This window comes from Exiguobacterium sp. s11 (assembly GCF_018619015.1).
Lineage (GTDB): Bacteria > Bacillota > Bacilli > Exiguobacteriales > Exiguobacteriaceae > Exiguobacterium_A > Exiguobacterium_A indicum.
In genome coordinates this window covers 1-26,285 of sequence record NZ_JACSNF010000001.1, presented here as the reverse complement: position 1 = coordinate 26,285, position 26,285 = coordinate 1, and the positions used below count along the sequence as shown (strand labels likewise).

General features: G+C 43.1%; 35 protein-coding genes and 1 pseudogene. 20 read left to right on the top strand and 16 right to left on the bottom strand.

Features of this window, described 5'->3' with window-relative positions; genetic code table 11:
* The first annotated feature begins 12 nt into the window (after nucleotides 1-12).
* The 6 genes from KNQ12_RS00180 (at nucleotide 13) to KNQ12_RS00155 (ending at nucleotide 4,932) form a co-directional block, all read left to right on the top strand.
* Nucleotides 13-351, top strand: a complete 339-nt coding sequence (locus tag KNQ12_RS00180; RefSeq protein ID WP_214745551.1) for a hypothetical protein — start codon at nucleotides 13-15, stop codon at nucleotides 349-351.
* A gap of 37 nt (nucleotides 352-388) precedes the next feature.
* The gene (locus tag KNQ12_RS00175; RefSeq protein ID WP_214745548.1) at nucleotides 389-1,564 is read left to right on the top strand and encodes a hypothetical protein; all 1,176 of its coding nucleotides are present in this window, start codon (nucleotides 389-391) and stop codon (nucleotides 1,562-1,564) included.
* Between the two features lie 210 nt (nucleotides 1,565-1,774).
* The gene (locus KNQ12_RS00170) at nucleotides 1,775-2,227 is read left to right on the top strand and encodes a GNAT family N-acetyltransferase (protein ID WP_214745544.1); all 453 of its coding nucleotides are present in this window, start codon (nucleotides 1,775-1,777) and stop codon (nucleotides 2,225-2,227) included.
* A 162-nt stretch (nucleotides 2,228-2,389) separates the two neighbouring features.
* Entirely contained in the window at nucleotides 2,390-2,734 is a 345-nt protein-coding gene (locus tag KNQ12_RS00165; RefSeq protein ID WP_214745541.1) for a hypothetical protein, read from the top strand.
* 385 nt (nucleotides 2,735-3,119) lie between these two features.
* Nucleotides 3,120-4,196 carry an RNA-guided endonuclease InsQ/TnpB family protein gene (locus KNQ12_RS00160; protein ID WP_214745538.1) on the top strand — a complete coding sequence of 359 codons (1,077 nt, stop codon included), beginning with the start codon at nucleotides 3,120-3,122 and terminating at the stop codon, nucleotides 4,194-4,196.
* 424 nt (nucleotides 4,197-4,620) lie between these two features.
* Entirely contained in the window at nucleotides 4,621-4,932 is a 312-nt protein-coding gene (locus tag KNQ12_RS00155; protein WP_214745535.1) for a hypothetical protein, read from the top strand.
* Nucleotides 4,933-5,314: 382 nt separating this feature from the next.
* On the opposite strand, the gene KNQ12_RS00150 is transcribed toward KNQ12_RS00155, so the two are convergent.
* Nucleotides 5,315-6,067: a collagenase gene (locus KNQ12_RS00150; protein WP_251055681.1), complete on the bottom strand. Its 753-nt coding sequence runs from the start codon at nucleotides 6,065-6,067 to the stop codon at nucleotides 5,315-5,317.
* Between the two features lie 192 nt (nucleotides 6,068-6,259).
* On the opposite strand from KNQ12_RS00150, the gene KNQ12_RS00145 reads away from it, so the two are divergent.
* Nucleotides 6,260-6,667, top strand: coding sequence for an RrF2 family transcriptional regulator (locus KNQ12_RS00145; protein ID WP_056061047.1), 408 nt, complete (start codon nucleotides 6,260-6,262; stop codon nucleotides 6,665-6,667).
* A gap of 77 nt (nucleotides 6,668-6,744) precedes the next feature.
* Nucleotides 6,745-7,407, top strand: a complete 663-nt coding sequence (locus KNQ12_RS00140) for an FAD-dependent oxidoreductase (RefSeq protein WP_251055680.1) — start codon at nucleotides 6,745-6,747, stop codon at nucleotides 7,405-7,407.
* Nucleotides 7,408-7,633: 226 nt separating this feature from the next.
* Here KNQ12_RS00140 and KNQ12_RS00135 read toward each other — a convergent pair whose 3' ends face one another.
* A complete protein-coding gene (locus tag KNQ12_RS00135; RefSeq protein ID WP_214745532.1) occupies nucleotides 7,634-8,557 on the bottom strand; it encodes an NAD(P)-dependent alcohol dehydrogenase in 924 nt (307 codons plus the stop codon).
* A 188-nt stretch (nucleotides 8,558-8,745) separates the two neighbouring features.
* Here KNQ12_RS00135 and KNQ12_RS00130 point away from each other — a divergent pair, with 188 nt between their 5' ends.
* The 5 genes from KNQ12_RS00130 (at nucleotide 8,746) to KNQ12_RS00110 (ending at nucleotide 10,391) form a co-directional block, all read left to right on the top strand.
* Nucleotides 8,746-9,045 carry a hypothetical protein gene (locus tag KNQ12_RS00130; RefSeq protein WP_214745529.1) on the top strand — a complete coding sequence of 100 codons (300 nt, stop codon included), beginning with the start codon at nucleotides 8,746-8,748 and terminating at the stop codon, nucleotides 9,043-9,045.
* A gap of 15 nt (nucleotides 9,046-9,060) precedes the next feature.
* On the top strand, nucleotides 9,061-9,261 hold the full coding sequence (locus KNQ12_RS00125) for a hypothetical protein (RefSeq protein WP_214745526.1): 201 nt from the start codon (nucleotides 9,061-9,063) through the stop codon (nucleotides 9,259-9,261).
* A gap of 25 nt (nucleotides 9,262-9,286) precedes the next feature.
* On the top strand, nucleotides 9,287-9,679 hold the full coding sequence (locus tag KNQ12_RS00120) for a hypothetical protein (RefSeq protein ID WP_214745523.1): 393 nt from the start codon (nucleotides 9,287-9,289) through the stop codon (nucleotides 9,677-9,679).
* Nucleotides 9,680-9,745: 66 nt separating this feature from the next.
* Entirely contained in the window at nucleotides 9,746-9,979 is a 234-nt protein-coding gene (locus tag KNQ12_RS00115) for a hypothetical protein (RefSeq protein WP_214775375.1), read from the top strand.
* Between the two features lie 109 nt (nucleotides 9,980-10,088).
* A complete protein-coding gene (locus KNQ12_RS00110) occupies nucleotides 10,089-10,391 on the top strand; it encodes a hypothetical protein (protein ID WP_214745517.1) in 303 nt (100 codons plus the stop codon).
* A 386-nt stretch (nucleotides 10,392-10,777) separates the two neighbouring features.
* Here KNQ12_RS00110 and KNQ12_RS00105 read toward each other — a convergent pair whose 3' ends face one another.
* Together KNQ12_RS00105 and KNQ12_RS00100 are read right to left on the bottom strand one after the other, a co-directional pair.
* Complete coding sequence (locus KNQ12_RS00105) at nucleotides 10,778-11,065, bottom strand: hypothetical protein (RefSeq protein WP_214745514.1); 288 nt, start codon at nucleotides 11,063-11,065, stop codon at nucleotides 10,778-10,780.
* A gap of 65 nt (nucleotides 11,066-11,130) precedes the next feature.
* On the bottom strand, nucleotides 11,131-11,460 hold the full coding sequence (locus KNQ12_RS00100; protein WP_023468096.1) for a winged helix-turn-helix transcriptional regulator: 330 nt from the start codon (nucleotides 11,458-11,460) through the stop codon (nucleotides 11,131-11,133).
* Nucleotides 11,461-11,771: 311 nt separating this feature from the next.
* Here KNQ12_RS00100 and KNQ12_RS00095 point away from each other — a divergent pair, with 311 nt between their 5' ends.
* Both KNQ12_RS00095 and KNQ12_RS00090 read left to right on the top strand, forming a co-directional pair.
* Nucleotides 11,772-12,974: an MFS transporter gene (locus KNQ12_RS00095; RefSeq protein ID WP_214745511.1), complete on the top strand. Its 1,203-nt coding sequence runs from the start codon at nucleotides 11,772-11,774 to the stop codon at nucleotides 12,972-12,974.
* Between the two features lie 256 nt (nucleotides 12,975-13,230).
* Nucleotides 13,231-14,136 (top strand): TerC family protein, encoded by a 906-nt coding sequence (locus tag KNQ12_RS00090; protein WP_214745508.1) that lies wholly within the window; start codon nucleotides 13,231-13,233, stop codon nucleotides 14,134-14,136.
* Between the two features lie 54 nt (nucleotides 14,137-14,190).
* On the opposite strand, the gene KNQ12_RS00085 is transcribed toward KNQ12_RS00090, so the two are convergent.
* On the bottom strand, nucleotides 14,191-14,670 hold the full coding sequence (locus KNQ12_RS00085; protein ID WP_214745505.1) for a DUF4825 domain-containing protein: 480 nt from the start codon (nucleotides 14,668-14,670) through the stop codon (nucleotides 14,191-14,193).
* A gap of 627 nt (nucleotides 14,671-15,297) precedes the next feature.
* A pseudogene (locus KNQ12_RS00080) lies at nucleotides 15,298-16,572 on the bottom strand (neutral/alkaline non-lysosomal ceramidase N-terminal domain-containing protein).
* A 77-nt stretch (nucleotides 16,573-16,649) separates the two neighbouring features.
* Between KNQ12_RS00080 and KNQ12_RS00075 the strand changes: the two are divergent.
* Nucleotides 16,650-16,901, top strand: coding sequence for a hypothetical protein (locus tag KNQ12_RS00075; RefSeq protein WP_214745502.1), 252 nt, complete (start codon nucleotides 16,650-16,652; stop codon nucleotides 16,899-16,901).
* Here KNQ12_RS00075 and KNQ12_RS00070 read toward each other — a convergent pair.
* Nucleotides 16,893-17,084 (bottom strand): hypothetical protein, encoded by a 192-nt coding sequence (locus tag KNQ12_RS00070; RefSeq protein ID WP_214775373.1) that lies wholly within the window; start codon nucleotides 17,082-17,084, stop codon nucleotides 16,893-16,895. The two genes, KNQ12_RS00075 and KNQ12_RS00070, sit on opposite strands and share 9 nt — an antisense overlap.
* A gap of 21 nt (nucleotides 17,085-17,105) precedes the next feature.
* On the opposite strand from KNQ12_RS00070, the gene KNQ12_RS00065 reads away from it, so the two are divergent.
* Nucleotides 17,106-17,492 (top strand): hypothetical protein, encoded by a 387-nt coding sequence (locus tag KNQ12_RS00065; RefSeq protein WP_214745499.1) that lies wholly within the window; start codon nucleotides 17,106-17,108, stop codon nucleotides 17,490-17,492.
* Nucleotides 17,493-17,605: 113 nt separating this feature from the next.
* On the opposite strand, the gene sstT is transcribed toward KNQ12_RS00065, so the two are convergent.
* The 6 genes from sstT to KNQ12_RS00035 all read right to left on the bottom strand — a co-directional run bounded on the left by sstT (nucleotide 17,606) and on the right by KNQ12_RS00035 (nucleotide 21,792).
* Complete coding sequence (gene sstT / locus KNQ12_RS00060; protein ID WP_214745496.1) at nucleotides 17,606-18,877, bottom strand: serine/threonine transporter SstT; 1,272 nt, start codon at nucleotides 18,875-18,877, stop codon at nucleotides 17,606-17,608.
* A 322-nt stretch (nucleotides 18,878-19,199) separates the two neighbouring features.
* The gene (locus tag KNQ12_RS00055; RefSeq protein ID WP_214745493.1) at nucleotides 19,200-19,508 is read right to left on the bottom strand and encodes a hypothetical protein; all 309 of its coding nucleotides are present in this window, start codon (nucleotides 19,506-19,508) and stop codon (nucleotides 19,200-19,202) included.
* A gap of 102 nt (nucleotides 19,509-19,610) precedes the next feature.
* Complete coding sequence (locus KNQ12_RS00050; protein ID WP_214745490.1) at nucleotides 19,611-20,291, bottom strand: hypothetical protein; 681 nt, start codon at nucleotides 20,289-20,291, stop codon at nucleotides 19,611-19,613.
* Nucleotides 20,263-20,907 carry a hypothetical protein gene (locus KNQ12_RS00045; RefSeq protein ID WP_214745487.1) on the bottom strand — a complete coding sequence of 215 codons (645 nt, stop codon included), beginning with the start codon at nucleotides 20,905-20,907 and terminating at the stop codon, nucleotides 20,263-20,265. Before KNQ12_RS00045 ends, KNQ12_RS00050 begins: the two co-directional genes overlap by 29 nt.
* A gap of 43 nt (nucleotides 20,908-20,950) precedes the next feature.
* Nucleotides 20,951-21,208: a hypothetical protein gene (locus tag KNQ12_RS00040; RefSeq protein WP_214745484.1), complete on the bottom strand. Its 258-nt coding sequence runs from the start codon at nucleotides 21,206-21,208 to the stop codon at nucleotides 20,951-20,953.
* 275 nt (nucleotides 21,209-21,483) lie between these two features.
* Nucleotides 21,484-21,792, bottom strand: coding sequence for a hypothetical protein (locus KNQ12_RS00035; protein WP_055969459.1), 309 nt, complete (start codon nucleotides 21,790-21,792; stop codon nucleotides 21,484-21,486).
* A gap of 99 nt (nucleotides 21,793-21,891) precedes the next feature.
* Between KNQ12_RS00035 and KNQ12_RS00030 the strand changes: the two genes are divergently transcribed.
* From KNQ12_RS00030 to KNQ12_RS00020, 3 genes are all read left to right on the top strand, one after another.
* Nucleotides 21,892-22,443, top strand: a complete 552-nt coding sequence (locus KNQ12_RS00030) for a hypothetical protein (protein WP_214745481.1) — start codon at nucleotides 21,892-21,894, stop codon at nucleotides 22,441-22,443.
* A gap of 214 nt (nucleotides 22,444-22,657) precedes the next feature.
* On the top strand, nucleotides 22,658-22,987 hold the full coding sequence (locus KNQ12_RS00025; RefSeq protein ID WP_035397757.1) for a winged helix-turn-helix transcriptional regulator: 330 nt from the start codon (nucleotides 22,658-22,660) through the stop codon (nucleotides 22,985-22,987).
* Between the two features lie 224 nt (nucleotides 22,988-23,211).
* Nucleotides 23,212-24,045: an aldo/keto reductase gene (locus KNQ12_RS00020; protein WP_285222516.1), complete on the top strand. Its 834-nt coding sequence runs from the start codon at nucleotides 23,212-23,214 to the stop codon at nucleotides 24,043-24,045.
* Between the two features lie 156 nt (nucleotides 24,046-24,201).
* Here the strand turns inward: KNQ12_RS00020 and KNQ12_RS00015 are convergent, their stop codons facing one another.
* The 3 genes from KNQ12_RS00015 to KNQ12_RS00005 all read right to left on the bottom strand — a co-directional run bounded on the left by KNQ12_RS00015 (nucleotide 24,202) and on the right by KNQ12_RS00005 (nucleotide 25,957).
* Nucleotides 24,202-24,885 (bottom strand): hypothetical protein, encoded by a 684-nt coding sequence (locus KNQ12_RS00015; RefSeq protein WP_214745475.1) that lies wholly within the window; start codon nucleotides 24,883-24,885, stop codon nucleotides 24,202-24,204.
* Between the two features lie 105 nt (nucleotides 24,886-24,990).
* On the bottom strand, nucleotides 24,991-25,308 hold the full coding sequence (locus KNQ12_RS00010; protein ID WP_214745472.1) for a hypothetical protein: 318 nt from the start codon (nucleotides 25,306-25,308) through the stop codon (nucleotides 24,991-24,993).
* 79 nt (nucleotides 25,309-25,387) lie between these two features.
* Nucleotides 25,388-25,957, bottom strand: a complete 570-nt coding sequence (locus KNQ12_RS00005) for a suppressor of fused domain protein (protein ID WP_214745469.1) — start codon at nucleotides 25,955-25,957, stop codon at nucleotides 25,388-25,390.
* Nucleotides 25,958-26,285 lie beyond the last annotated feature (328 nt).

Here is a 26,285-nt window from a genome sequence, read left to right as displayed (position 1 = left end):
AGGAAAATACATATGGGACCAACCAATGACATGTGGGTGTGGGTACTTTCCTACGCATTCTTTTTCATCACGCTCATCAGTACGATCTTCGTCGCGATCAAGCATCCAGCCTTGAGAAAAGCGTCGATCCGAGCGGTGGTAGTGATGCTTTTCCTGTATGCATTATTCATTTGGAACTCTTTGTACCGTCTTGACATTACAGAATTCAAACATTTTTACGAAGGATTGACGACACTGCGACCGTGGGCATGGATGTGTATCTTCTTATTCGCCTACACATTAAAGTGGTGGTATCTCGTATTTCTTTACACCCGTCGTTCGAGTCCTTCTTCACATGAGGTACAGCAATGAACTACATTTCCGAAAAACTTCGAAGGAGCTATCCGATATGAAATTACATCGATTCGCATCCGTCTTTTGTCTTTCGACCATCGTTTGGACGACAGCGGGTTGTACCATGATGGAAGAACAAGCAACACCGCGTGTAGCACAAAAAAAAATCGCGTCACCTGAACAAGTAAACACTTCCTTGAAGAAAGCAACGACCGACTCCAATAACCAACAAGCAATCGAATTAGAAAAGCAAACGGAGCGCGTCACGTTAGGTCAAACGAAAACGTACGACCTTTCTTCATTACTGAGCAAACACCGTGTCTCGATCGATCCACAGTATTTCTACCAAAACCAGATCTTCTACTTTGACCTACAAGAAAACAAGAGTGTCATCTATACATACGATACGAAACGACAGCATAACAAAATCGTTCATGCGACGAAGCATGCAATCCCGATGATGACGGGTACAGGTGCGTTTTTACTATGGGTCGAAACGGAACAGCCGACAAAGACAGGTGTGAAATGGTCGATTCGTCAACTAAATATCACGACGAATCAAGTGAAAACACTTGATACAGGCGAAAGTCGCTTCGATACATCTCCTCCGAGAATCGGTGTCACGTCAACTCGTGCGTCCTGGATCACGCAAGAAGCGACTGCACAGAAAACGGTCTCCACGATAAAAACGTATTCCTTAAAAACCGGAAAGATTACACCACTCCAGTCCTTCATCTTAAAAACAGGAAAGGCACGAGACGGTCTATTCACATACGAGCACCGCGATAGCGATGACGGCGTGACCTTATACACGTCTCATTTTAACAACGGAAAGAACGTCCGTGTGCTTGAGACGCTGGATCGTGCCTACAAAAAAGAAATATCCGGATTAATTGATTTCAGTCGCAGCGGTACCTATCTCGCTCTTGGAACAGAAGGCGACGCCATGTTCCACCCAATCGGATTGGACGAACAGACGCTGAACTATTCCGCTTCCAGTGCCCAGACGACGATCGACGGCATTCAGTTCCTCTCAAATACAAAAGTCGTCTTCCGCGAAGGCATCCATCAGTTGATGTATGCGGACTTAAAAGCGAAGACCGTCGCTCCTTTAACAGACTTTGAAGAGCTGGTATCCCCTCCTCTACTGCAAGATGGGAAACTCACTTACTCCATCACGAACCGGAAAAAATCTACCTTGCATGTCGTAAAGCTCCTCCCGTCTAATTAAACGATCATGATCTTAATCTAACGAAAGAAAGTCGTTTTCCGGTACTCTGTACGGAAGACGACTTTTTTTCTTAAATGTTCTTTTGTACTCTTAAGAAGAACGGAGGCTCACAAGTTCTTACATAACGCTGCTATATCAACTATTGAGACAATAGAGTGAAACTGACTTCTAAGTCAAACGCATACCAATACATCTATGAGGAGAGAGAATATGAACATCCGACAATTTTCCGTCCATGAAAATCCACCGATGGAGCTGTTGCTAGCAGCAGACCCGTCTCAAAAGTTAGTCGAAAGCTATGTAAAAAGAAGTCATTGTTTCGTCGCTGAAAGGAATGACCAATGGATTGGTGTATATGTACTTCTCCCGACAAGACCCCAAACGATTGAAATCGTAAATATCTCAGTAGATGAGTCACATCAAAAACAAGGTATCGGAAAAGGTCTTTTACGACATGCGATTCGTACAGCGAAAGCACTGGGGTATACGACCATTGAAATCGGAACAGGCAATTCAAGTATTGGACAGCTAGCACTTTACCAAAAATGTGGATTCAGAATCGTTGGAGTCGATCCGAACTTTTTCTTGAGACACTATGAAGAAGAGATCATCGAAAACGGGATCCGATGTACGGATATGATTCGATTATCGCAAGATATATAAGAATTTCAGCATTTTTTCGAAAAGCATATTCCGCTACTTCATAGTAAAACTCGAACGATTATGGATAAAACATCATTAGGCTTTAAACGTTATATAGGATTGCAAAAAATGGATTCATACTCCATAATATGAACATACGTTCTTATTATAAGGAGGTCCACCATGCAACACCTTCAAAAAGAAATGACTCATCCGGTATCGTTCTCTACTATGAATCCAATTATTTATTTCTCCATCGATTCATCCATTATTGATTCTTCCGTTTCTACGGCTTATAAAATGGAAGTCATGTTATTTATCGCTTTACGGGAGAGATTATCCTTAAAACTGCTTCCTCTCCATCACTCCGGTGGCCCTACAGAACTTGTCTACATAGAAGAAGTCGACTTCGAGAGTCGGCAGTTGACGCTCTTTCATATGAACGATTCGTCATTGTCCTATCATCACTACGTCGCAAACGATCACTTACTCTCCCAACAGCCTCAACTATTACTAAACTTGTTGTAAAATATAATAAAATCCTTTTATATGACGCGTTCAGAGCGTTCACATATGTTTTTTAATACTTTATATCTATCACTACATAATTTAAAGACACACTATCACTATTTTTAAGTCACCAAACAATCTGCCCACTTTCTTAACGAAAGGATGTTTTTATTCCTTTCTGAAACATTGTGATGAAAATTCACGGTTCTAATTGGAATTAATTTTACAGACATTTTACAGAATGTATGAGCGAGAAAGCCCACTCCTTTAGGGATGGGATGATAGCGAGTTCGGGGACGGGGTGTCTTCAGACACCGCATGTCCCCGACTGTTCTTCCTGATGAAATGCATTTATAGTCAATCTATAATGGAGTTGATTATTAGGATGAAGGAGGTGTCAAAGATGAGTCAAGTCGTCACGGTAGAAGTTCGAATCTATGCCACGCGTCGTCAGGATGCCATCCTAAAAAGGATGGGCAAGACCTATATCCAGACCGCCAACCGAGTCGTGGCGAACATGGTCGCCTCCGAGGACGGGAAGAGGTGGTCGAGCAAGGACATCGACACCCCCCTTCCGAGCGCCGTGAAGAACCAACTCGCAGGAGATGCCGTCGGCATCTACAAGAAGGCGAGGAAAGAGGATTTCAAACGCATCCCTGTCCTCAAAAAGCCGGTCTGCGTCTGGAACAATCAGAACTATTCCTTCGACTTCGAGAGCATCTCCTTCCCCGTTTGGATGGACGGGAAGTCCGTGAAGATGCGATTCCGTGCTGCCATGGTTGACAAGGACAATCGGAATACCCGACTCCTTGCCAATAAACTCGGGACGCTCAGGGTCACGAAGAAGGGAAGGAAGTGGATTGCTCAAATTTCCGTCCATGTCCCGACCGTTCCTCGGACGGGGGTGCGGGTGATGGGGGTTGACCTCGGACTGAAAGTGCCGGCGGTCGCCGTCACCGATGACGACACGACCCGTTTCTTCGGGAACGGTCGTAAGAACAAGTATATGAAACGCAAGTTCCGTGCGGAACGGAAGGCACTCGGCAAAAAGAAGAAGCCGAAGGCTATCAAACGACGCAATCAGAAGGAACAGCGGTGGATGCGGGACAAGGACCACAAGGTCAGCCGAGCCATCGTCGATTTTGCAAGACAGAAGAAAATCTCTGTCATTCGCCTCGAACTCTTGGCAAACATCCGACAGACGGCAAGAACAAGCCGTAAAAACAACCAGAACCTCCACTCATGGTCGTTCTATCGTCTCGCGTCCTTCATCGAATACAAAGCCGCCTTGTCGGGCATCAAGGTTGAGTATGTGAACCCCGCCTACACGAGTCAGACCTGCCCATCCTGTTCTGTCAGGAACAAGGTGAGGGATAGGGTCTACACGTGTGCCTGTGGGTTTAAAGGACATCGGGACGCCGTCGGTGCGATGAACATTCGATACGCACCTGTGATGGATGGTAACAGTCCATCAGCCTGAGAACCTATACGGTCTGTCTCAGGAGGGGTGATGGCACACCCCTACCTCAAGGCTCGGACGAAGCAGAAATGGATTGAGTCCGCCAAGCACTTGAGAATCCCACCCTCACCAACGGTGTGGGCTTGCGGCTTTAGCCGTGGGAGTGTCAATTAATGGCATAATAATGGTAACCTTTTCATAAGGAGGAGATCCATTTGAAAAAACAACTTGCTTTTGCCGGTTCTTTTGCGCTCTCAGCTATCACGATCGTCATCATTCTTAAATTAGTTGGAGTCGATCTCTAAAGCAATCACTCAAATGATGTAGATTTTCAAATTAATGATTCAATCGCTGTTATGATGCATCGTCTTTCGATCATCTGTAACAGCTTTTCTAGGTTTAATGCTATGGAACGATCGGAAGTGATGAATTGAAAAAAGTCGGAATGAACGTTTTAATTGTCTCACTCCTATTAGGTGGACTGCTGTTTTACTTAGACGTCCGATACGATGAACGATTTGAGCATCACGTCAGCACAAAAGTTGAGACTTATGTCGAGAAAAAATATGGTCCAGCTCATGTCGTTTCCCTCCATTCTGCTTATGACGACAAACACCGCGATAAGGAAAAACGCTATAAGATTGCCGTAAAAGTACAGGGGCAAGGACTTCAAAAAGAGGAATACTTGCTATATCGTCTTCAAGATGATCACGTCGTCGAGATGGGCACGACGACTAGTTTGCCGAAGCGAAACTAAATCACGTGATGCTTTCTAATTTCACACTACATATTAGTAAAGGTCAGTTGATTCCTTTGCCACTCGGAATCAACTGACCTTTTTGTTCAACCTTTTTAAGGCTCAGAAATACCGTAAGCCAGTAACAGTAAATACGAAATCATGCAGAACGTAATAAGATGAATGCCGACGAATCCCCATCTAAGTACTCGATGCTTCGTTTTGTACCTTGTGTATACGCCGACTAACGGAACGATAAACAGAAGCAGGATATAGACAGTTCCAAACCCTTTCAGACTGACTCCGCTCTTCATCAGGAAAAATAAGAAACAAAAACAGATGAATGCAGATAACGAAAGAATACTGTAACGATTCATAAGCCCTCCTCCACTACAAACACAGCTTAGCGTCTTACCGTCTGAAGATTAAAGTATTCCGATAGCGGCACGACCCGCCCCTGTTCATGCCAGTTCCGATATGCTTCAAAAACACGTAAGACGTCCCCGTCATACCGTTCCTCGATAAGATGGTGGATCGCGAGAAAGCTCCGCCAATAATCAAACATGATACTCGACAGACTACCGGCATAGGAGGCACTCCCAAATTGATCAATCGAGCGCGCTCCATACTCCTCCTGAAAGAGCTCGACCAGTTCTGTCTCAATTGTCGTAATTCGCTTGAATGCTTCGTCCGACAACAAATGCTTTCGGGGTAGATACTCACACATTCCCTCTTCAAACCAGATCCCGTCTGCTCTCTCATCGTCGAATTCATCAACGAACAAATCCAAGTGATGCGTCAGTTCATGACCAGCAATCGTCAAGACGTGATCTTCCGCGAGCGTTTCGTAGAATGCTCGAATATGTGGTACGTCCTTCCCGTCGAGTTGGGATAAAAATAACGTTCGCCACTCTGTAACATCTGGTGATATGTAGATCAAGTCCTTATTCGTAAATGCTGGAATCGGAATGTCCGAGAAGACGGTCGTCGCCAGTTCCGCTGACGTCCAAACAATTCCTTTCGGCACGTCGATCAGTTGATACGTCTCTTGTAAGATCGTTTGATACTCGTCTAACCGTGCTTGAAAGCGATGCGTGACCGCTTCGTATTTGTCATAGTCCGTTTTTGTCTCAAACGCATGAATCTGTTTCATCATCTCTATATCCCCCATCCTTAAAATAGCCTATTTCATTTTAACATATATTGGATAATGACTAAAAAACTACCTTTCACAGGTGGTTATAAATTGTAGATAAACCCTTCTTTCGTTAGTTTAAGTGATAACATTTGGAGATTCGTACGAATAACGGTATTATAGACACATCAAGTCTGTAATTAAGGTGAGAATATGAAATTATCAAAAGCAACCAATTATGCACTTCATACGATGTTATTTTTAGCTGTAAATCAGCCTCATGATCATATTGGTGTAGCCTCGTTAGCCAAGCAACAAGGCGTTTCACCCACATACCTCTCGAAGATTTTAACTAAGCTAGTCAAAACGGGTATGGTGATCTCGACTACTGGAGCTACAGGTGGATACAAATTAAAACCAAGTTGGGAAGAGATTTCATTGCTTGATGTCATCATTGCAATTGAAGGCGTACCATCCATGTCTGACGCTTGTCTGAATAACAATCCGAACTGCTTGATTCAGAAATCAATCGAGGCTGCTGAACACAAATTTTTAGATTCATTAAGACACACGCTTATTAGTGACTTATCTACTCAAGTTAATGAGACATCATCCATATGAAACAATGTGATGTCTTATGCTTTAATTACAGACACTATGACTCTTTAATATCTGTTATCTAAAAGGAGGAAACGTTCATGAACGTATATGATTGCATCGTGATTGGCGGAGGTGCCGCCGGATCAGCTGCTGCCCTAACATTAGGAAGAGCTCGAAGAAATATTGTAATTTTCGATGATGCTACAAATCGAAATCGTGTCACACAAGAATCACATGGTTATCTAACTCGAGATGGAATTACACCGTCAGAGTTTAGGGAGATCGGATTAAAAGAGCTACAAGCATATCCGTCCATTACGATTTGCAACGAAAAAGTCATCGAAGTAAAACAAGATAATCAGAATCATCTGTTTGAAGTTTCAACTGGTCAGCATCGTTATACAACTGAAACACTACTACTCGCAACCGGAATTCAAGAAGAATTCCCCCTGGAGGCAATCAAGGAGTATTACGGAAAAAGTTTGTTTAGTTGCCCCTATTGCGATGGCTGGGAGATGCGAGACTTACCCTTAGCCGTCATTGCCGAAGATCCAGCTTTTGCTCACCATTTAGCAAAACTCGTTTTCAATTGGTCAAAAGATTTAGTTGTTTTTACAAATGGTTTTGAACTATCTGAAGACGTTCGGAACGATTTAGATCGTAACCATATTCAAGCATACACCACAAAAATCAAACGCCTACATGGAAAGGCAGGTATTCTAGAACATATTGAATTAGAATTATCATCTAAACGATTTTAGGACTTCAACAAGAATACATCCTGTATCATCTTCAAGATGATAGGCGTTGAATGACCAATTTGCCAAAGTGAAACTAAATCAAAAGCCTTCCCGATACAATCGAGAAGGTCTTTTTTGAATGATATTATTTACGCTGAACGATATCGTAGTTCATTCGTTTTTTTGTATGTTATACATTTTTCTCGAGCAATGAACACTCAAAAACAATGGCTTCCAAGCTACTGAATCATTTTATTTCTTCTGCAATTAACACGACGACGTTACCGAATTTTTGCCCAGCGTCGACATAACGATGGGCTTCGACGATCTCATCAAGCGAATAGATATGGTCGATGACGGCTTTGAATCGTCCCGCTTCAAACAGTTCATTCAAATAGTGTAGATCCTCTTTCCGTTCTCTCGCGACACCCTGCCCCGCGACGGATGCAAAGGCACCGTTTTGTTTGACGTGCCGTTTCGCTTGCGTCTTATTGATTTTCCCGGATGCATCGAAGACGGCATCGTACTTCAGCAACAATCCATCGTAACCGTCCTTTGTATAATCGATGACGTGATCGGCACCGAGCGCTTTGACCCTTTCCGTGTTTCGTCCACTACAGACAGCCGTCACCTGCAGCCCTTTTGCTTTAGCGATTTGAACGGCAGCCGTCCCGACAGCGCCTGACGCACCGTAAATCAAGATTGTCTTCATCTGATGGATTTGAAGTTTCCGGAAGAAATGGAGCGACGTCGTACCACCGAACGGGAGACAGACGGCTTCCGTGTACGATGCGTGCTGTGGCATTTTAGCAATGCAACGTTTCTCAGACACGCACGCATATTCGGCGTATCCACCGAAGCCAAATCCCGTCAAGGCATGGACACGGTCTCCGACTTGAAACTGCTTGACGTCTTGACCGACTTCGACGACTTCACCGGCAAGAACAACGCCAAGGATTGGTTGTCGCGGTCGCTTGAAGCCGATAGCCAGACGCATTGGAAGTTTCCCTAACAGTGGGACATCGAGCGAACGCATGCGACGATCTCCGGAATGGACGGCAGATGCATGTACTTTAATCAGTAGATCGTTTGATTTTGGAACCGGACGAGGTACCTCTGTGATGTGCAAGACGTCCGGGAATCCGTAGCGGGTACAGATGGCTGCCTTCATCGTATTTCCTCCTCTGATCGAGATGATGGTATTCCTTTAATCATACGCCGATTTCGATCCGAATTCCTGTTGTTTTGGAGTAAGAAAGTTTTTTTAATTCGCATCAATCAGTATCATAACTGGTAAAATTTATATAATAATAAGATTTCATCTAACCCTATTAACAGACGAAAGCAGGTGCCTGGTTTATGCCGACACGTCGGTGGCTTTTCGCTTTTATTCTATTCCTTTGTACACCGCTTAGTGCCTGTACACACGAGAACGATGCACGTACCGTCGAGAAAATTACAGGTGATACGTTATTCGTCGCTCCAAGTGAACAACATCCGGACGAGCAGTATGCATTAACAGAGATTCGCGTCACAACGGACACGATCGTGTATGGCAAAACGGATAACACGTCTGCCATTCAAACGGGTGATACGATTCAAGTGACGTTTGCAAAGGACTCGATTGTCGCGACCGAGATCCGTCGAACGAAAAACTAAGAAAGAGGGTTATCCATGATAGTCCAAGTACTTCGCCATCTACGGAATATTTTCATGATTACCACTGCGATTTTTGGTTCATTCTATTTTTTTCAAAAGAATATCGGCAATGATCTCATTGGTTTCCTGTTCATCGGAATCATAGGTGCGATTGGTTTTTTCTTTACACTCGGACTTCTCTGGTATCTCAAACGAAAAGAAACGCACGGTTTTTAATAAGTTTGTCAAAGGAGACACAATCATGATGGCACGTACGAAAAAATTACACCTTCTTCAGTTTAAAGTACTCTTCGCGCTTCTGATCACGCTTTCGATGATTGGTGCTATTTTCGCACCTCATTCTGTCGACGCGGCAACAAAGGAATATACGTCGTACAAAAAACTAAAACTCGGTATGACCGCGACAGACGTCGCAAAATCGCTCTACGGAAAATCACATAAGAAATACATAAAGAAAGAACATGGCGTCACAACACTCAATCACAAGGTAGTATTGAGTGAGATCAAAGACGACTATGCTTTATACGCTTTCTCATTTTATCCGTACGATGAAAAAAACGATCATTGGTCTTTACAGCGCATGCATCTGATCTTCAAAACGAAACAAAAAGGTCACACGTTATATCTTGTGTAAAAGGAATACACCCCTAAAACGCCTTCGAAAAAACGACTCTTGCCAGGAAAGAAATTTAAACCAGGCATGACGATAGCTGAATTCGATCATATTCTTTCGGGTAAAGGGCTCGGTGTCATGACGGCTCACCGCACAGAAGATTACTCTAAGATGGGAAAAGCCTATAATGACAATACAGTCGAATATCCAGAAAAACAGACATCACTCTTTTACTCGTATCGAAATCCAACGGGTGATGATTGGATGATCGTTGAATTTAAATATGATTTCGATCAAAAGAGATATATCGCTCAAAAATAACGAGTATTCATCTTCGGATGAATACTTTTTTACTTTTAATTGAAATTGATTGAATCTTTTTACAGATTGTTTCGTAAAAATCTGTATACACGAAAGGAGCTCGACACACATGTATGATTTGTTATTGGCCGTTGGTATTTGTCTCGTTGGCTATTGGTTTTACTATGTCTTCTTACTCGGATTCAAAAAAGGAAATATCGTCATGACGTTTAACGAGCGGTTCATCCATTATGAAGACCATATTCAAGCTGTTAAGCGAAGATTAAAGGATGACGGTCGCCACTTCGAGTATCTTGGAGATCGAAAATTCATCGTCGATGGAAAACCGTACCTGTTCATGGAACGGACGGTTCCAGGGGACTTTGGTCCTCTGCAACAGACGATTTTAAAAGGTCTACGTAAAGCGTTCTAACCAAAACACCGCTCCTTCTGTCAATGACAGAGGGAGCGGTGTTTATTTGATTAAGCATTATTCAAGTATAGTGCATACAATTCATCCATGACGCGTCGAATCGCGGGCAATGAATGCTCTAAATCAATCCAGGTTTTAAAATAATACTCGAAAAAGACACCTTGGTTCCGCATCCGTTCTAATGTATTAATCGGATCTCCTTCGGTGACCCAATCTAGGTTCTCAAAATTTGTATAACTATCCGTACACGATACGTCCTCCTCGTGAATGCCTGACTCTAAATAATCATTCGAACAGGTCTCATTTTGTACATCGATTTGTCGATAAAAATCACGAATTCCTTCCTTTGGACGATTGATATGGTAGGACTCACCCGTTTGATAACTCTACTGGTAATACCATTCCCACAAGATGACCCATTTCCAGACCAACCCATCGATTAGATAATGACCGATTGCCCGGTCCATCCGGCAAAAGTTAAATCGAAACGTCCGTTCACCAAAGTTTGTCTTCAGATCAAGGACGACTTTGATATCATTGGTTTCCGGCGGATGACCGAAAAACAAAATGCCGTGCTCGAATCCTTGTGCAAACTCATCAATTGACTGTCGTCTGCCGGCTTTATTCTCGAAACTGACTGTAATCGAATCGAACTGAACAATTGATTGCTCCATCTTTTTCCCCGCATTACATATGTATTCAAAAAAAGTGAGCCTCGAGCGAGACTCACTTTTGTTCGTCATGACGAGACGACTTCTCCACCCGTCAAATCAATATGTCCTTCTCCCCACGCGCACATCGCGTCAAGAATCGGCTTCAGCGACCAGCCGTACTCGGATAACGAGTAGACGACTTTCGGTGGGACTTGTTCAAAGACCGTCCGGATGATGACGCCGTCTTCTTCTAACTCGCGCAATTGTTGCGTCAGCATTTTTTGAGTGATCGTCGGCATTAGCTTGCGGAGCTCACTCGTCCGACGCTCGCCTTTGATCAAATGACACATGATGACGACCTTCCACTTTCCACCGATGACTTCAAGTGTTGCTTCTACCGGGATATTGTATGGCATATATGTTCCATCCTTTCGTGATTCTGTTAAGGGCATAGGTACTTTTTAGTGCCTATCGTACTTGAAAGTGCGTACTTCCCAAGCAGATTAGCTGGCTATATGATAGCAATTGTCAACGGAAAGTACAACCTCCTTTTAGACCTTGTATCTAAATGAAGGAGTAGGGTACTTTTTAGTGCCTATCGCACTTTAAAGTACGTACTTCCCGAAAGGAACAACCCCCGTTATGCTGGGGTTATGTCAATCGGATCATGTTCGGTCGGGCCCACTGAACACGATCCCTACTGAAATCATTTTTAGGAGGAATCCCCATGAATCAATTAAACTCACGGATCCAGGAGGAACAGGTCCCAAGAAACGGTGGACTTGCCCTGCTCGCTCTAGCAATCAGCGCCTTTGGGATCGGTACGACGGAATTCGTTCCCGTCGGACTGCTCGCAGCGATCGCTGGTGACTTAAATATCGGCATCACACTCGCTGGTCTCATCATCTCTGGTTACGCAATCGGTGTCGCCGTCGGTGCTCCGATCTTGACAGCACTAACGAACCGAATGAATCGGAAAACGTTACTGATGGCATTAATGGTCGTCTTCATCGCTGGTAACCTCGTCTCAGCGATTTCACCGACGTTTGAATTGTTGATCGTCGCCCGTTTCATCACTGCCTTTTCGCACGGTGTCTTCTTCTCAATCGGTGCGACGATTGCTGTCCAGCTCGTACCGGAGCATAAAAAAGCGAGTGCCATCGCCTTAATGTTCACAGGTCTGACAGTCGCAACGGTTACAGGTGTGCCACTCGGGACATTCATCGGTCAATCATTCGGTTGGCGCGCGACGTTCTTCGCGGTTGCCGCACTCGGAATCATCGCGATCATCGCAAGCTTCTTCTTGATTCCAAAAGACTTGAAACAATCACCACCTGCTAAGTTCTCCGACATGTTCAAACTGTTGACGAACGGACGATTGATGCTGGGCTTCTTGATCACTGCCTTCGGTTACGGTGGGACGTTCGTCGCGTTTACTTATTTAACGCCGATCATGCAGGACGTCACGAAAATCAGTCCGAGCTTAATCAGTATCATTCTGCTCGTCTACGGAATCGCGGTTGCGATCGGGAACACCGTCGGTGGAAAACTCGCGAATGGTAATCCGATTAAAGCTTTGTTCTATATGTTCATCATTCACGCTATCGTCATGATCGCTCTCTCGTTCATGATTCCGTTCAAGGTCGCCGGTATCATCGGTATCATCTTAATGGGACTCCTTGCGTTCATGAACGTCCCTGGACTCCAGCTCTATATCGTTCAGTTGGCTGAAAAATATGTCCCAGCAGCAGTCGATGTTGCGTCTGCCTTGAATATCGCAGCCTTCAATATCGGGATCGCACTCGGAGCAACGATTGGTGGTCTCGTCACCGATACGATTGGACTCGTCCACACGCCATGGGTCGGCGCTATCATGGTCATTCTTGCCGTCATCTTGACTGGTGTCTCACGTCGTCTCGAACAGCAGTAAAAGAAGATTTTCATGTTTAACGATCGCATGATTGTACGATGAGCTCGACTACAATCGTCGATACGCTCGCTCTGTATGCCGTACCTTATTCTCTAGCTCTCACATAATCCGCCAAAGGCACTGTTCGCATGAGCAGTGCCTTTGGCGGATTTTGTTCACAATTTCAAAAAAGAGCACGCTTACCTCTTTACTTTTGAGTTCTCATGAACTTATAATAAATTAAAGAAAACAAATCACTTTAAAGGAGGAAGCGCTGTTGACACTACTCATTGCTTTTCTAGCCATCGTTTTCATCATGCTCGCCCTTGACCTTGGAGTCTTTCATCGCAAGGCACATGAAGTTTCGCTTCGGGAGGCTTGGACATGGACGTTCGTCTGGATCGCGATCGCTGTCGCCTTCGGAGGCTGGCTCTATATTGATCAAGGTAGCGCCGCTGCTGTCGAATATACGAGCGTGTACTTCATTGAGAAGGCTCTCGCGATTGATAACGTCTTCGTCTTCTCACTCGTCTTCGCGTACTTCGCGATTCCATTGAAGTACCAGCACAAAGTCTTGTTCTGGGGTATTCTCGGTGCAATCTTCTTCCGCGTCATCTTCATCGTCGCTGGTGTCTCGCTGCTTGAGAACTTCGCTTGGGTGTACTACATCTTCGGAGCGTTCCTCGTCTATACAGGCTGGATGATGTACAAGAACATCGGTCAAGAGACGTCGCTCGAAGACAACAAAACGATTCGTTGGTTAGAGAAACGTTTACCGATCACACAAGACATCTCGTCTGGTAAGTTCGCAAAACGAATTGATGGGAAGTTGTTCTTCACGCCTCTCTTGATCACACTGCTCTTCATCGAAGTATCGGATATCGTCTTCGCCGTCGACTCAGTCGCTGCAAGCTTCGCATACTCGCGTGATCCGTTCATCATCTTCTATGCGAACATCATGGCGATCCTTGGACTTCGTAGTCTCTACTTCGTCCTCGCGAACTTGATTGATCGTTTCTACTACTTGAAACACGGTTTAAGCTTCATGCTCGTCTTCATCGGAGCGAAGATGATTTTCAGTGACGTCTACAAAATGCCAATCTGGATGTCGCTCGGTACGATCGTCATCGTCATCTTGATCAGCGTCTTCTACAGCTTCTACAAGACGAAGCCGGGAAAATAATCAATATCAAAAAAGTGGAAGTGATGAACAATTCATCTACTTCCACTTTTCATTTCAATTTAGTATTTCTTTTACTTTCCGTTCATCCTCAATAAAAGGCTTCGTGAATGCCTTTAAGGCTTTTTCATTATCGTACGCTGTAAAGTCCTTTCCATACCAATCGCGAAGCTGTTGTTTCGTGAAGTGATACGAAGCATCTTCGATCATCATGTTGACTTGGTCGACATTCGGAATCAGTGTGAACAGTGCCGTCGCATTATAGATTGCCGTGCGATTACTTTTTTGTTCGACCTGTCCTTCTTCGTATCCAGCATAACGTAACGTTAGTTGATACGGCTTTTCTTTCGTCGCAAGTTCCATTTTCTTTAACTGATCGCCATGTGGTAACTGTTGAACGATGTCGCGCACGTTACTGTTATCGCCAAGATATGTACCTTGTTGTTCAAATACATCGGTTTGTGTTGCTGCTGTTCCGCAACCACTGAGTATCAACATGCCGCTCGCTAAAATGATTGCACCAACTGTCTTTTTCATTTTTATTTCCCCCAATACGTTGACTCGTCCTCATTCTAATAAACGAATCAAGCAAAGAAAAGTTTCAAAATAAAGGAAATCAACGCTTTGATAAACTCGATGCCCTTTGTTTTAAGAAGAGTAGGCTGTACCGAGTACCTCCACCTTTAGCAATCAAAAGCTTTATAATTTTAAAACGAGTGAACCCTTCAATGACGTACCCTTTTATCTTTTGAGTCAAAGTTGCTTCGGGAATCCAATCGATCGTATATCCGATGCTAAAGGATAAAAGCAAACTGAGGAATAAATAAGTGATGACAAAACTAAGAATAAGTCTTTTGATGATCATGTTATTCCCTCTTTTTCTAAATGTAATAAAATAACTTATTTTTATATAATAAGTAAATAAATTAGGAAATATCTAAAACAACAACCTATTTACCTATATTTTGTTAATTACTATGTTACTCTATTACTATTCGAAAAGTTCGAAAATCTAGCTGTACCTATTCATGGAGGTCTCCGATGCTACAAATGTCTAACTTACTCATTCTGCTCTTTTTATTTATCTTCCTAACATGCGGATTTGTTTTCGCTTTATTCTGGATCATCAAAAAAATCAAGTCGTAATCACAACAACCCGGCCTCTCAAAGGAGAGAAGCCGGGTTGTTGTTCGTTTCATAGAGTTGACGAATGTGACTCACGATGTCGTTCGCCGTTCCCGGTACAGGTGGCATCCAAAGCCCTGTCACTGGACCGTAGACGACGGGATTGATTGCCACTTCGTAACCCCCATACGGATGTTCTTCCGCAGTTGGCAAATAACCGATGTAACCGTTCGTATAGCCCCCGAAAAAAGCGAGTTCCGTTTGACGGATTTGCTTTATCTGTAGCGCTGTCTCACAGAACGGCTCCATCGGAATGCCTGAGAACGACCCTTCGTTTAGTTCAAACAATTGAACTTCGAGCGGGATGGTGAGTGTTGCTCCCGATCGTTCCTGAACGTATGCCAACCAGCGTGCTGCACTGACGCCCCATGTCTGTTCAGCGTAATCCGCCATGTCTCGTAATACGTTCATAGCCGGTACTTCTGTTAAGCGCATCGGATGAATGCATGACTGAATCCGGTGGTGCGTTAACGGTTGAAACGACACGTCTGGAATCGTCGTCAAGACATGACCACTTAAAGTAAATGCCATTTTTTGAAGACTCTCTATGTCACCACGATATTTCGCATTGATGTTCCCCGTCGCGCCTTGAACAATCACGACCGGGCAGCCGAGTGCATGTTCGAGTATCGTTCAAGTGACTCCCGGATAATCACCGGATAAGACGACACTGTCTGATTTCAAGACGTTCGGATGCGCCGTACAAAAGACAAACGCTCCGACGAGACCCGCATCACCGGTCCGACGAATTAACAATGTTCCAATTCGGTCATCCGCCACCCCAGACGGATCTGTTCCCATCACCGCTTGTCCATTTATTTTCTCCCGTCGGTTGACGCCGAGTTTTCCGGTCGTCACACCCCAACCAATCTCGACCAACTGCATCACTTCGCTTGCTTTGACGGCAGATACGATCGCTTGTTGCGTCAAGATCGTTTTATAGGCGACGGTCAACGGTTCGTTTCCTGCTGTCGCTGGTCCCGAATGCGTATGCGTGTAAACGACTGTGATCTGTTCCTTCGACACGTCTAGCTGACCCGCGATTCCTTCACGGATGACATCCGTATCGGCGACGAGCATGCCGATGTTATCGATGCTGACGAAGACCGATGTCGTCTGCTCGCTTTCAAAGATACTCGCTGTGACATATAGCGGATCGTGTATGCTTGCAATACCGACTTCTCGGTGATAACCGATGAAGGCAGCACCGAGCGGCGGATTGATTTCTTCCCGATGCATTCCAAAACGACTCATGTCTGACGTTCCCCCCTTGAACAACATACTATTTCTTCCATATAATAACATTAACTACAGTAGAGGAGGACATAAAGATGTCGATTCGTTGGAAGGAAGAGATGCTTCAGTTCGAGACGCTTTGTGAAGCAGAAGTCTGGGCGGAGTCGATCACGAACGAGATCCATGGTCGGTCAATCACCGGTTATTGCACCCTTGACTTTAAAGTCGCATCGATTCTTGCTTTTTATCTAGCGGAAAATCCAGACTATCGCGTACGTTCGGCAACGGTTCACCTCGATCAAGAGATCTATTATCAAGTTTGGGTCGAGATACTCGATTCACTTTGACTTCATGAATTGGTCGAGGACGATTTCCTGAAACGCACGTGTCACGGGTGTGCCCCACTTCGACTGTTTCGTGAGCAGATGGGCATACATCGGACAGGATTTAAAACGAATGGAACAACAGAAACCTGTGACCTGTTTTGCCGATAGTCCGTTGTTAAATGGTCGACATGGAGTAACATACAAAAACGGGAAAGAGGTTATGTCATGAAAAGAATCGTTTTGTTATGCGCTCTCTCAATTATAACTGTATGGCCGTTAGTTGCTTGTAGTAATGAAGTGAAAATGCAACATACAAGTGAAAAACCGACAGCACTAGACGTATTAGGAGAAGATTCTACTGCTGACATTTTTCAACTAAATGATACGATCTACAAATCAGATGTAAAATGGGCAGAGGAAACAGAAGTCACCAAGAGTAAAAAAGTCGGAGAAATCAAGAAAATGAGTTCTGATCAATACGATTTTGATAATGGAACTGCTACGAAGCTCTCAAAGGGTACCGTCATATACTCTACGAAAGAAAGGAATGAAATTCTTTTGGTGAGTTTTAAAGGGAAATTAAAAAAATACGTTGCTTTAGGAGAAGGTTAAATGGATTATAGCTTGTAGAAACCCCTTATTTCAATCACGAAACGAGGGTTGTCTATAAGAAAAGGCATCCTCAACTGGGATGCCTTTTCTTATTAAGATAATAGTGAATCTAATCAGCCGTTAACGACTTTTTCTGCTACTTCCTCATTCATCGATTGACGATTAATCGAGAGGTGTTCGCCTTCTTTCAACCGTTTTCGATATTCAGCTGTCGCAGTGAACAAGACATCTGTCGACGAGTTGAGTGCTGTCTCAAACGAATCTTGTAACACACTGACGAGAACACCCGCTGCTACGACTTGCATCGCGATATCATTCGGAATCCCGAATAAGCTACATGCGAGCGGAATCAAAAGGAGCGAACCGCCAGCGACACCGGATGCGCCACATGCACAAACGGCAGCTAGAACACTTAAGATGATGGCTGTCGGAAGGTCGACTGGGATACCGAGCGTATGAACCGCTGCTAACGTTAAGACGGAAATCGTGATGGCCGCTCCCGCCATATTGATCGTGGCACCGAGCGGAATCGAGATCCCGTACGTCTCTTTATCGAGGTCAAGTTTCTTACATAATTCCATGTTGACTGGAATGTTTGCAGCTGAGCTTCGTGTGAAGAAAGCGGTAATCCCACTCTCCCGGATACATTTGAAGACGAGTGGATATGGATTCTGACGAACGTTGATGAACACGATGAGAGGATTAACAATGAGTGCTACGACAAGCATCGTGCCAATCAATACCAATAATAAATTCCCGTAATCGAGCAATGAAGAAAGACCGTTTTCCGTAACAGAGCCAATGACGATTCCCATGATACCAAGAGGAGCAAGTTTGATGACCCATCCGACCATTTTCGCAATGGCGTCAGAAAAATTCGAGATAAATGTCTTCGTCGTATCGGACGCATTTTTTAAAGCGATTCCTAACACGATCGCCCAAGTCAGAATGCCAATGTAGTTCGCTTGGATGAGCGCATTAACTGGATTATCAACCATATTCAAGACAAGTTTCTGAAGAACTTCAACCGTGTTACCCGGAGCAGCCAATTGTTCCGCACCTTCCGTCAATCGAATGTTTACTGGGAAAACGAAACTGACGATGACCGCAATGGCTCCCGCTAGGAACGTCCCGAGCAGATACAAGAAAATGATTGATTTCATATTCGTCTGCTGTCCTTTTTTATGCTGCACGATTGATGCCATAACTAAGAAAAAGACCAAGATCGGCGCGACTGCCTTCAGGGAGGAAATAAATAAAGTCCCAAAAATGGTCAAGGATTTCGCCGCTTCAGGAATCGTGATGGCTAAGATAATCCCTACGATCAAGCCAATCGCGATTTGTTTCACTAAACTGATTTGGTTCCACATCTTCAACACTTTCATACGTTCCCCTCCAGGCTTACAAAAAATAAGTTATTTAGAATTCGAAAATTGATGACTTTTCTTTCCTACTCAACAGGATGAATAGCTAGTCATTCACTTTTCTAAAAATTCTCGCAGTTTGTTGTTTTCTATTCTTGCATAAATCGTGTGAAATAAAAACTAGTTTTTTGCAAGAAATATAATTCCTCTTATTAGGTGTTACATAAGCATACGAATGCAATCGATTGCATAATTACAAAAAAGTAGAAGAAGACACATGCCTTCTTCCACTTTATTATGTAAACTAAAGATTTTTTAGTGTTAACTAACCTTACCTTACTAATCAAGAAATTGTTGTTTTTTTGCGTTTTACGATCAACAAAACGATCACGAACAGAAACTCAAGGATTGTAAAGATGCCGACGAAGAAATAGACGACTAACACCTGACTGATCCCATCGACAGCAATCGTGTAAAACCACAGTAATGAAATGCCCGTCGTATAAAGAAGATTGATGATCGTTCCGCTAATCAAGCTAGCTTTCAAGCTTTTCTTACTCCGCGCCTGACTCACGATGATGACGATGGCACCGATCACCCAGATGATGAGTATGAGTTCAAGAATAGTATTATCGTTCCATTGTAACTCCATGATTTACTCTCCTTTTCAATAGGCTGATAAAATGCGAGTGATACCTATATTTTACAGCAATACAGACTCTTCTAGCCTTCTAAAAGTTAAGCAAAGGGGTTTTTAAAGATCCACGTCAGAATAGTCCTTTATTTTCCTAACCCGAATACTTTCCTCCTGACCGATTTGATCGGTCTCTTTCAAGCGGTGCCGAACGACGAGCAGCACTAGTACGACCGCGGAAATCACACAAATCGTCGCATAGTACGGTTGCGCGACGCGCTCGAACTCTAACGCTGATAGCACCTGTAAGATCGTCAATCCCGCGAGCATCCCGTGGAAATACCTTTGATAGCTGCGCGGCATTCCTGGCTGTCCGAACGTCTCATACCAGACGTATAAGCCAAGCCCGAACGCAAGTCCGTTCAGGATTGGCGAAGGAAGGAGAAAAAGAAGAATGCCGAGACCAAGCATCAACCAGGCGTACCTAATAGCGGGCTTAAAGAATGCAGGATCGAGCTGCGCTTCCTCTTCCTCGATGACGGGCGCTGCTTTCTCTTCTTCGGTCAACGGTCGAAACCCAAGGGCTTCTTTCGCTTCCGCTAACTCAAGCATTCGTTTCGCCATCCCGAAATAAAACGGAAAACGTTCTTTGACGACCTCCCCTTCATCCGTTTGACCATCCGCTTGTTCTTGCACGGATACCTGATACAGCGTGCGCCCCATCCGGTAACTGACCCAGTAGTCGGTCGCTTGACCATTGTCGCGCTTGAGTTCACTCACCTTCGTTTGTTGATTCGTCATGATATGTGATTCCTTTCGTCGCAAGTTCCTGTAATTGTCCTGACGCATACAACAGGAGAATGAATCCTGAGATGAGACAGACCGCTCCGTTAATCGATAGATTGATCGGTGATAAATAGTTTTTCGATGAGCCCGCTAAGGCTAACATGAAAAGTGCTCCTGACCAGCGATACATGCGAGCACGTGCAGATTTCCCTTCGAGATGCATCGGCCAGAAAATCATCAGAACGACGAGTGTTATGTATCCTGGGATTGGCAAGATATCAGTCAGCGTCAGTAATCCACTGAACAAGATCAATAGAGCGCTTAAAATACGCAACTTTATGATGCGTCGGTCGGCTCGAAAATCCATCGCTTCAGACAGAGCAAAAGGTGACCGGATGTAACCATAGTCTAATTTTTCACGAAGCCACGTTTTTTTCTGACGATACGCGAGGAACGGATTTTTAAAAACAATCCGCTTCGTTGCAGACTCTTCATTCCTTTCCACCATATCCTCGCTATCGATTGCCTGCTCTTTTTGGGCAACACCTTCCCGGCAGAATAAAGTGCGCCCCTCTTGGTGAAAGACGATGTGATACACACGATCGTCGATTTGTTTTACTAATTGAATCATGATTTGTGCTCCCTTTATCTTACCTTCTACATTTTTATAGGTCTCACCATGCCGCGCTGACCACGTATAGTATGAACAGTCCACCTAAGACACAGACATAACCATAATGTCTGACGGTCAACGAACAAAATAAGATGACGCCAATTGACAAAATGATACTGAGTACGAATGAATCCACCGTGTCGACGCTACCCCCGTGTTCCGCTAGCGGTGTCTTTTTCGCATGCTTTGAGCGGATAAAATAGATGCCTAACGTCAACAAGAATATCCCGACACCAAGACCAATAAACGGTACCACCATCGACGTCTCCTCCGATTATGTATTCTTTTAATATGTTTGTTTCATGAAGTTATTATACAACTATTAATTACGATACTTTCTTTTATTAAGTTTTATTGGAATTTTTCTATGTCTGGTCTACATTTATGATGTTTGGGGTATGATTTTTTCTTTTATATCTCAATTTTTCACAAAAGGAGTGCAGAACTATGTACGCTTCCATCGCACCAGCCTGCACTCCTATTTCGCATGATATATTCACTTTTCTTATTAAAATTCTTGTCCGAAAAATAGGGTCATGGACCTGTACCACAAGAGACCGCGTACTTTTCTTCACTCACCTTCTTCGAATAACAGACAAAAGGAGTTCCGCCTGTTTCACTTTTCCAATGATACCAAAACATATGGTAACGCTCCGCTTGTGGATCTTGTTCCGTAATGATTGCGAAGTAACTTTGATAAAAATAGCCTTCTTTATAGAGTTCGTGTCTTAGAGCACCCCTCGGCGAAGCATCCGTAAACAGAACCGGTGATAGAATCGGCATAAGTAGTATGATGATGGCTAGCGTTCCGAAACAGATCAGGACTATTTTCTTTCTGTTCATTTTCTTAGAATTCGATTTACCCATCATTTCAATCTTTCCTTTTTTGGTTTTTTTTGTTATATAGTAGCATTATCCACAAAACAGAAAGAGGTTTTGATATTGAAGAAAACTATTTTATTATCACTCTCTCTAGGTGTACTTCTATCTTCTGGTTTTTTGATAAGTAACGCAATAGCGACTTCTAATATTTCACAGGAAAAATCTGAAAGAACCATTTCAAAGGAGCAAGCCTTCACTTTTTTCACGAACATCCTGGAGCAACAAAAAGCGGATTTTTTAAACAATACGCCGTTAGCACACACCAATCAATCGAGATTATCTTCACGCGACGAGGCTGTATTAATTTTTCTATCTAGTACAAAAGTGGATAAACAACAGCTACATTCATTTAGTTATAAAATTTCTAACGTAAAAGTGTACTCCGAAAATCAACGAAATTATGCTGAAGCTTATGTAACACGAACTTTTAGCTTCGGAAGTGGGCTTGAAACGGGTTTAGGTGATACATTAGTGCTCGAAATCCAATCAAGTCCAGATAATTTGAAAGGATCATCTCACACCATTTCCTCGAGTAAATCAACGAGTGAAGTAAATGAGAAGGTCTCTGTTAATGAATTTTTAGAGAAGTATGAAGCAGAGGCAACAAAATAAAATAACGTACAGCTACGTCTAAGAAAAACTACATCGGATATTTTGCTAACGTCCTGCTTTACAACACGAGTAATGCTCAGTACTAGTTGATATAGTCATACGAGTTCACTTCTTTTGAATAAAGTACAACTTATGCTATATTTCGTTTTGGTAATTCTTTTAACGAAGGAATCAGTCTTTGTATTTTAATTTTATGGATGAAGGAGTTATCGTGTTGAGTAAATTTAGCATCCCTGTCGAAGCTGCTTTAAAAGTAATCGGCGGGAAATGGAAAGTCGTCATCTTGTGCCACTTGTTTAAAGATAAGTACCGGACGAGTGAGTTGAAACGTCTCATGCCGAATGTCTCTCAAAAAATGCTGGTCCAGCAATTAAGAGAATTAGAACAGGACGGTGTCATTCGACGGGTCATCTATCACCAAGCTCCACCTAAGGTCGAATATGAGTTAACGGACTATGGACGATCGTTAAAATCGACCATGGATGTCTTATGTGACTGGGGAGAGCAGCATCTCCAAAATGAACACTTGAAGAATAGCTGTTAATGTTTCCGTACTTCCCTAAACAGCCCTGCATTTTCGAATGCAGGGCTGTTTGCTGTTTGATTTTTTTTTACTTCCCTCGCCCCTGTGATTTAGGAAAAGTCACTTTTTGGTGACTATGGAACTTTAAAGTGCCGTCTTCTTATTTCTGATTGCTCCCGATATGATGATGTCACACAGACAGCATGATTTTTTTGCTGTAATTTTGATAAAGGAGCTAGATGAATATGAAAATCTCTACAGTACGGTTAAACAATGGTGTGGACATGCCACAAGTCGGATATGGCGTATTTCGTGTCGAGGACGGTGCGGATCTCGAGCAAGCGGTCGTGACTGCGATTCGCGAAGGCTATCGCAGCATCGATACTGCAGCCATCTATGGTAACGAACAAAGTGTCGGCAGAGGCATTGCTAAAGCTATCGAAGACGGACTCGTAACACGCGAAGAACTATTCGTGACATCAAAAGTCTGGAATGCACATGGATCATATGAAGAAACACTTGCTGCTTACGCAGAATCCTTAGAAAAAATGCAGTTGGAGTACCTCGATCTCTACTTGATCCATTGGCCAGGGAAAGCCAAGTATCAAGCTCCTTGGAAAGCACTTGAAGAATTGGTTCAAACGGACAAGGTCCGCTCGATTGGTGTGAGTAATTTTCAAATCCACCATCTCGAAGACTTACTGCAACATGCATCCATCATACCTGTCGTCAATCAAATCGAACTTCATCCGAAGCTAACTCAGTCAGAGTTACGTCAATTCTGTAGCGAACGTGGGATTCAAATTGAAGCCTGGTCACCGCTTATGAATGCGGAACTTCTAGAAAATGAGATCGTTCAGGAGCTCGCTACACAATACAAGAAATCAGCTGCTCAAATCATTCTACGATGGGATATTCAGCAGGATATCATCACGATTCCTAAGTCCATGACGCCTTCACGAATGCAAGAAAATCTGCGTATTACTGATTTCGAAATCCTTCCAGATGATATGGAGCGATTAAACCAATTGAATGAAAATCTTCGGAGTGGACCGGATCCAGATACGTTTGACTTCTGATTGCTCTTAATAATCTTATTTCAAGTTCGAGGATGTAGTAGAAAAAATCAATCGGACGAAGAAAGTTTATTATTCGGGTCTATAAAATAGAAGCACACATCTCTTTTACGATGTGTGCTTCTTTGCAATCATAACTAGATTACGTAAGTGAATAGATTAGTTAGATACATCGCTAGACCAATGAATATCAATCTCATAAAAAGAAGTTGTACTCTCCTCAATTCCTTCCATATCAATCGTATCTAACACTTGAATGTCCTCATTTGATAAGGTAATAACCTGAGATGGATTCTCTATTTTCAAGTGATATAATGTTTCTAGGAGCACCAGCTGTCGTTCCGTGAGTTCGTAGTACTCTTCCCAATATACCAGTCCAGCTTCGTAACCCGACGCCTGTATTTCTAATAGACTTGATCCCCGATCCATCATTTCTTCGTATTGATGACTAGAAAAAGATTGCCGATCATCTCCCCACAAGACAGTAGTGACGATCGGGAGAATGACTCCTTCAATATCATCTAATAGATATTGAAAAGTATCATCTACAGCTATTTTTTGTACTTTTTCTGGAGCTTCGATTAGCAAGTCATTCGCTTCTATAGTCTCTTCAAAAAATTCTTCGTTTCGAAAGCCCGCCACAAAAAAATCCTGTCCAAATGTTACTGTTCCTCTACAGCCTTGACCATCATTCGTACTGTAATGATCACCATCCCACGAATGTTCATAAGCAAAATCCGGGTTATTCGCGACAAAGATAGCATGAGCGATTGAAGCGAGTATACATCCCTGCCATATGGTTTGACGATTCCATCCTGAATCCATGATTTGATTCTTATTCATTCATACCTCCTGTTTTTAAAACAGTTATGGAAATTCTTCTAATTCACTTGAGGAGTTCAAGCATCCACTAGATGATTTACTGTCATTGTGCGATATATCAAGACTTTAGTTAAACTTCTTTCTAAGCTTCTGATGATCGTTATTCTCGATTTTTTGGAGTTCTTTCACCCAATCACGGATATCTTCCTCACAGTGCAGATATTCGGTAGGGCTATTGAGTAAGTCCATGCCATACACTGTAGTTAAGCCTTGGAAAACTAAAATATCGTAATCTGCAGTCTCCCATCCTTCTTTATTTTCTAAAACCATCATCCATTTATAAGCCCAATCAGACACTTCTTCTCTAGAAAGCTTATTTTCTAAAACCAATTCTAATTTCGCTATGATGTCAGGTATACGAGGCGTCTTCATTTGATCCTCCATTATTCTCTAAACCCCTAAGATTTTCTATCAGATCGTGTATGATCGATGTTCTATCTTTCAAATAGCTATCAATAACCATTTACACGAGTGGTTTACGGTTAAAATCTACTAACTCATCTGTCTCAAACAAAAGATCTTCGAATCGATTGGCTCCGTGTTTTTCAATATATTTCTCCTCAGATTCAAAAATCGGTACGAACCAGACTGGCAATACGGTATCTGGCTCATTCCCAACATTAGAATCTGTTTCAAATAGAAAGAAGGATTCATCAAAGTATACAGGACTTGTAACATAAACAGAGGAGAACTGATACTTTTCAAATATTCCTTCAGGGAGTGGATAATACTCTGCTGCATTAAATGCATGTCCTGTTCTCATAGCGTACTCAGCCAATTGCCAGAGTAAATAAATGATCTCGTCCTGAACGTCTGGTTGTTCCGCTGACATCATTATTTCTTGATGCATCAGTGAATCAACTTCCGTTTGGAGTGGATGAAAAAGTAATCCAAGGGATGCAATCGTATAGGTTTCCTTAAATGGTGCATCTTTGAATTTCAAGATTTGGACGTTCTTTTGTTCAAGTTCCTCAATTGGAAATGCTTCCGTGAATTCTCCGCAATGCTGTTCTAAATGATCAAGATAATTCATTAAATAAACCTCCAGTAAAATTTATGATTACTAGCTTCTAATTACTGCGTTCATATTCAAAAATCGCCCACGGCAGCCATAAGACTGCTTCTGTCGCCTCGCCTAATTCATTACAATAATCCTGAGTCAATACTTACGCAAGTCCACGCCATCGCAGACATCGTCTATGCACAAGAGTGAACCAAATAAACTGAAGCCGCTGTGGATCAGCGGCTTTTTAGTTTTCACTCTGTTTCGTAATCAAAATATGCGTTCTTTCAGGAATCTCAATGTCTTCTAACTGATCAAGTGCCAATGATAACGTCATACTTTTCACTTGCGGATCGGA

Excerpts from the sequence above, each read along its gene's own strand:
- KNQ12_RS00180 (WP_214745551.1), top strand. The coding sequence starts at position 13 with ATGGGACCAACCAATGACATGTGGGTGTGGGTACTTTCCTACGCATTC.
- KNQ12_RS00175 (WP_214745548.1), top strand. The coding sequence starts at position 389 with ATGAAATTACATCGATTCGCATCCGTCTTTTGTCTTTCGACCATCGTT.
- KNQ12_RS00170 (WP_214745544.1), top strand. The coding sequence starts at position 1,775 with ATGAACATCCGACAATTTTCCGTCCATGAAAATCCACCGATGGAGCTG.
- KNQ12_RS00165 (WP_214745541.1), top strand. The coding sequence starts at position 2,390 with ATGCAACACCTTCAAAAAGAAATGACTCATCCGGTATCGTTCTCTACT.
- KNQ12_RS00160 (WP_214745538.1), top strand. The coding sequence starts at position 3,120 with ATGAGTCAAGTCGTCACGGTAGAAGTTCGAATCTATGCCACGCGTCGT.
- KNQ12_RS00155 (WP_214745535.1), top strand. The coding sequence starts at position 4,621 with ATGAACGTTTTAATTGTCTCACTCCTATTAGGTGGACTGCTGTTTTAC.
- KNQ12_RS00150 (WP_251055681.1), bottom strand. The coding sequence starts at position 6,067 with ATGATGAAACAGATTCATGCGTTTGAGACAAAAACGGACTATGACAAA.
- KNQ12_RS00145 (WP_056061047.1), top strand. The coding sequence starts at position 6,260 with ATGAAATTATCAAAAGCAACCAATTATGCACTTCATACGATGTTATTT.
- KNQ12_RS00140 (WP_251055680.1), top strand. The coding sequence starts at position 6,745 with ATGAACGTATATGATTGCATCGTGATTGGCGGAGGTGCCGCCGGATCA.
- KNQ12_RS00135 (WP_214745532.1), bottom strand. The coding sequence starts at position 8,557 with ATGAAGGCAGCCATCTGTACCCGCTACGGATTCCCGGACGTCTTGCAC.
- KNQ12_RS00130 (WP_214745529.1), top strand. The coding sequence starts at position 8,746 with ATGCCGACACGTCGGTGGCTTTTCGCTTTTATTCTATTCCTTTGTACA.
- KNQ12_RS00125 (WP_214745526.1), top strand. The coding sequence starts at position 9,061 with ATGATAGTCCAAGTACTTCGCCATCTACGGAATATTTTCATGATTACC.
- KNQ12_RS00120 (WP_214745523.1), top strand. The coding sequence starts at position 9,287 with ATGATGGCACGTACGAAAAAATTACACCTTCTTCAGTTTAAAGTACTC.
- KNQ12_RS00115 (WP_214775375.1), top strand. The coding sequence starts at position 9,746 with ATGACGATAGCTGAATTCGATCATATTCTTTCGGGTAAAGGGCTCGGT.
- KNQ12_RS00110 (WP_214745517.1), top strand. The coding sequence starts at position 10,089 with ATGTATGATTTGTTATTGGCCGTTGGTATTTGTCTCGTTGGCTATTGG.
- KNQ12_RS00105 (WP_214745514.1), bottom strand. The coding sequence starts at position 11,065 with ATGGAGCAATCAATTGTTCAGTTCGATTCGATTACAGTCAGTTTCGAG.
- KNQ12_RS00100 (WP_023468096.1), bottom strand. The coding sequence starts at position 11,460 with ATGCCATACAATATCCCGGTAGAAGCAACACTTGAAGTCATCGGTGGA.
- KNQ12_RS00095 (WP_214745511.1), top strand. The coding sequence starts at position 11,772 with ATGAATCAATTAAACTCACGGATCCAGGAGGAACAGGTCCCAAGAAAC.
- KNQ12_RS00085 (WP_214745505.1), bottom strand. The coding sequence starts at position 14,670 with ATGAAAAAGACAGTTGGTGCAATCATTTTAGCGAGCGGCATGTTGATA.
- KNQ12_RS00075 (WP_214745502.1), top strand. The coding sequence starts at position 16,650 with ATGTCGATTCGTTGGAAGGAAGAGATGCTTCAGTTCGAGACGCTTTGT.
- KNQ12_RS00065 (WP_214745499.1), top strand. The coding sequence starts at position 17,106 with ATGAAAAGAATCGTTTTGTTATGCGCTCTCTCAATTATAACTGTATGG.
- sstT (WP_214745496.1), bottom strand. The coding sequence starts at position 18,877 with ATGAAAGTGTTGAAGATGTGGAACCAAATCAGTTTAGTGAAACAAATC.
- KNQ12_RS00055 (WP_214745493.1), bottom strand. The coding sequence starts at position 19,508 with ATGGAGTTACAATGGAACGATAATACTATTCTTGAACTCATACTCATC.
- KNQ12_RS00050 (WP_214745490.1), bottom strand. The coding sequence starts at position 20,291 with ATGACGAATCAACAAACGAAGGTGAGTGAACTCAAGCGCGACAATGGT.
- KNQ12_RS00045 (WP_214745487.1), bottom strand. The coding sequence starts at position 20,907 with ATGATTCAATTAGTAAAACAAATCGACGATCGTGTGTATCACATCGTC.
- KNQ12_RS00040 (WP_214745484.1), bottom strand. The coding sequence starts at position 21,208 with ATGGTGGTACCGTTTATTGGTCTTGGTGTCGGGATATTCTTGTTGACG.
- KNQ12_RS00035 (WP_055969459.1), bottom strand. The coding sequence starts at position 21,792 with ATGAACAGAAAGAAAATAGTCCTGATCTGTTTCGGAACGCTAGCCATC.
- KNQ12_RS00020 (WP_285222516.1), top strand. The coding sequence starts at position 23,212 with ATGAAAATCTCTACAGTACGGTTAAACAATGGTGTGGACATGCCACAA.
- KNQ12_RS00015 (WP_214745475.1), bottom strand. The coding sequence starts at position 24,885 with ATGAATAAGAATCAAATCATGGATTCAGGATGGAATCGTCAAACCATA.
- KNQ12_RS00010 (WP_214745472.1), bottom strand. The coding sequence starts at position 25,308 with ATGGAGGATCAAATGAAGACGCCTCGTATACCTGACATCATAGCGAAA.
- KNQ12_RS00005 (WP_214745469.1), bottom strand. The coding sequence starts at position 25,957 with ATGAATTATCTTGATCATTTAGAACAGCATTGCGGAGAATTCACGGAA.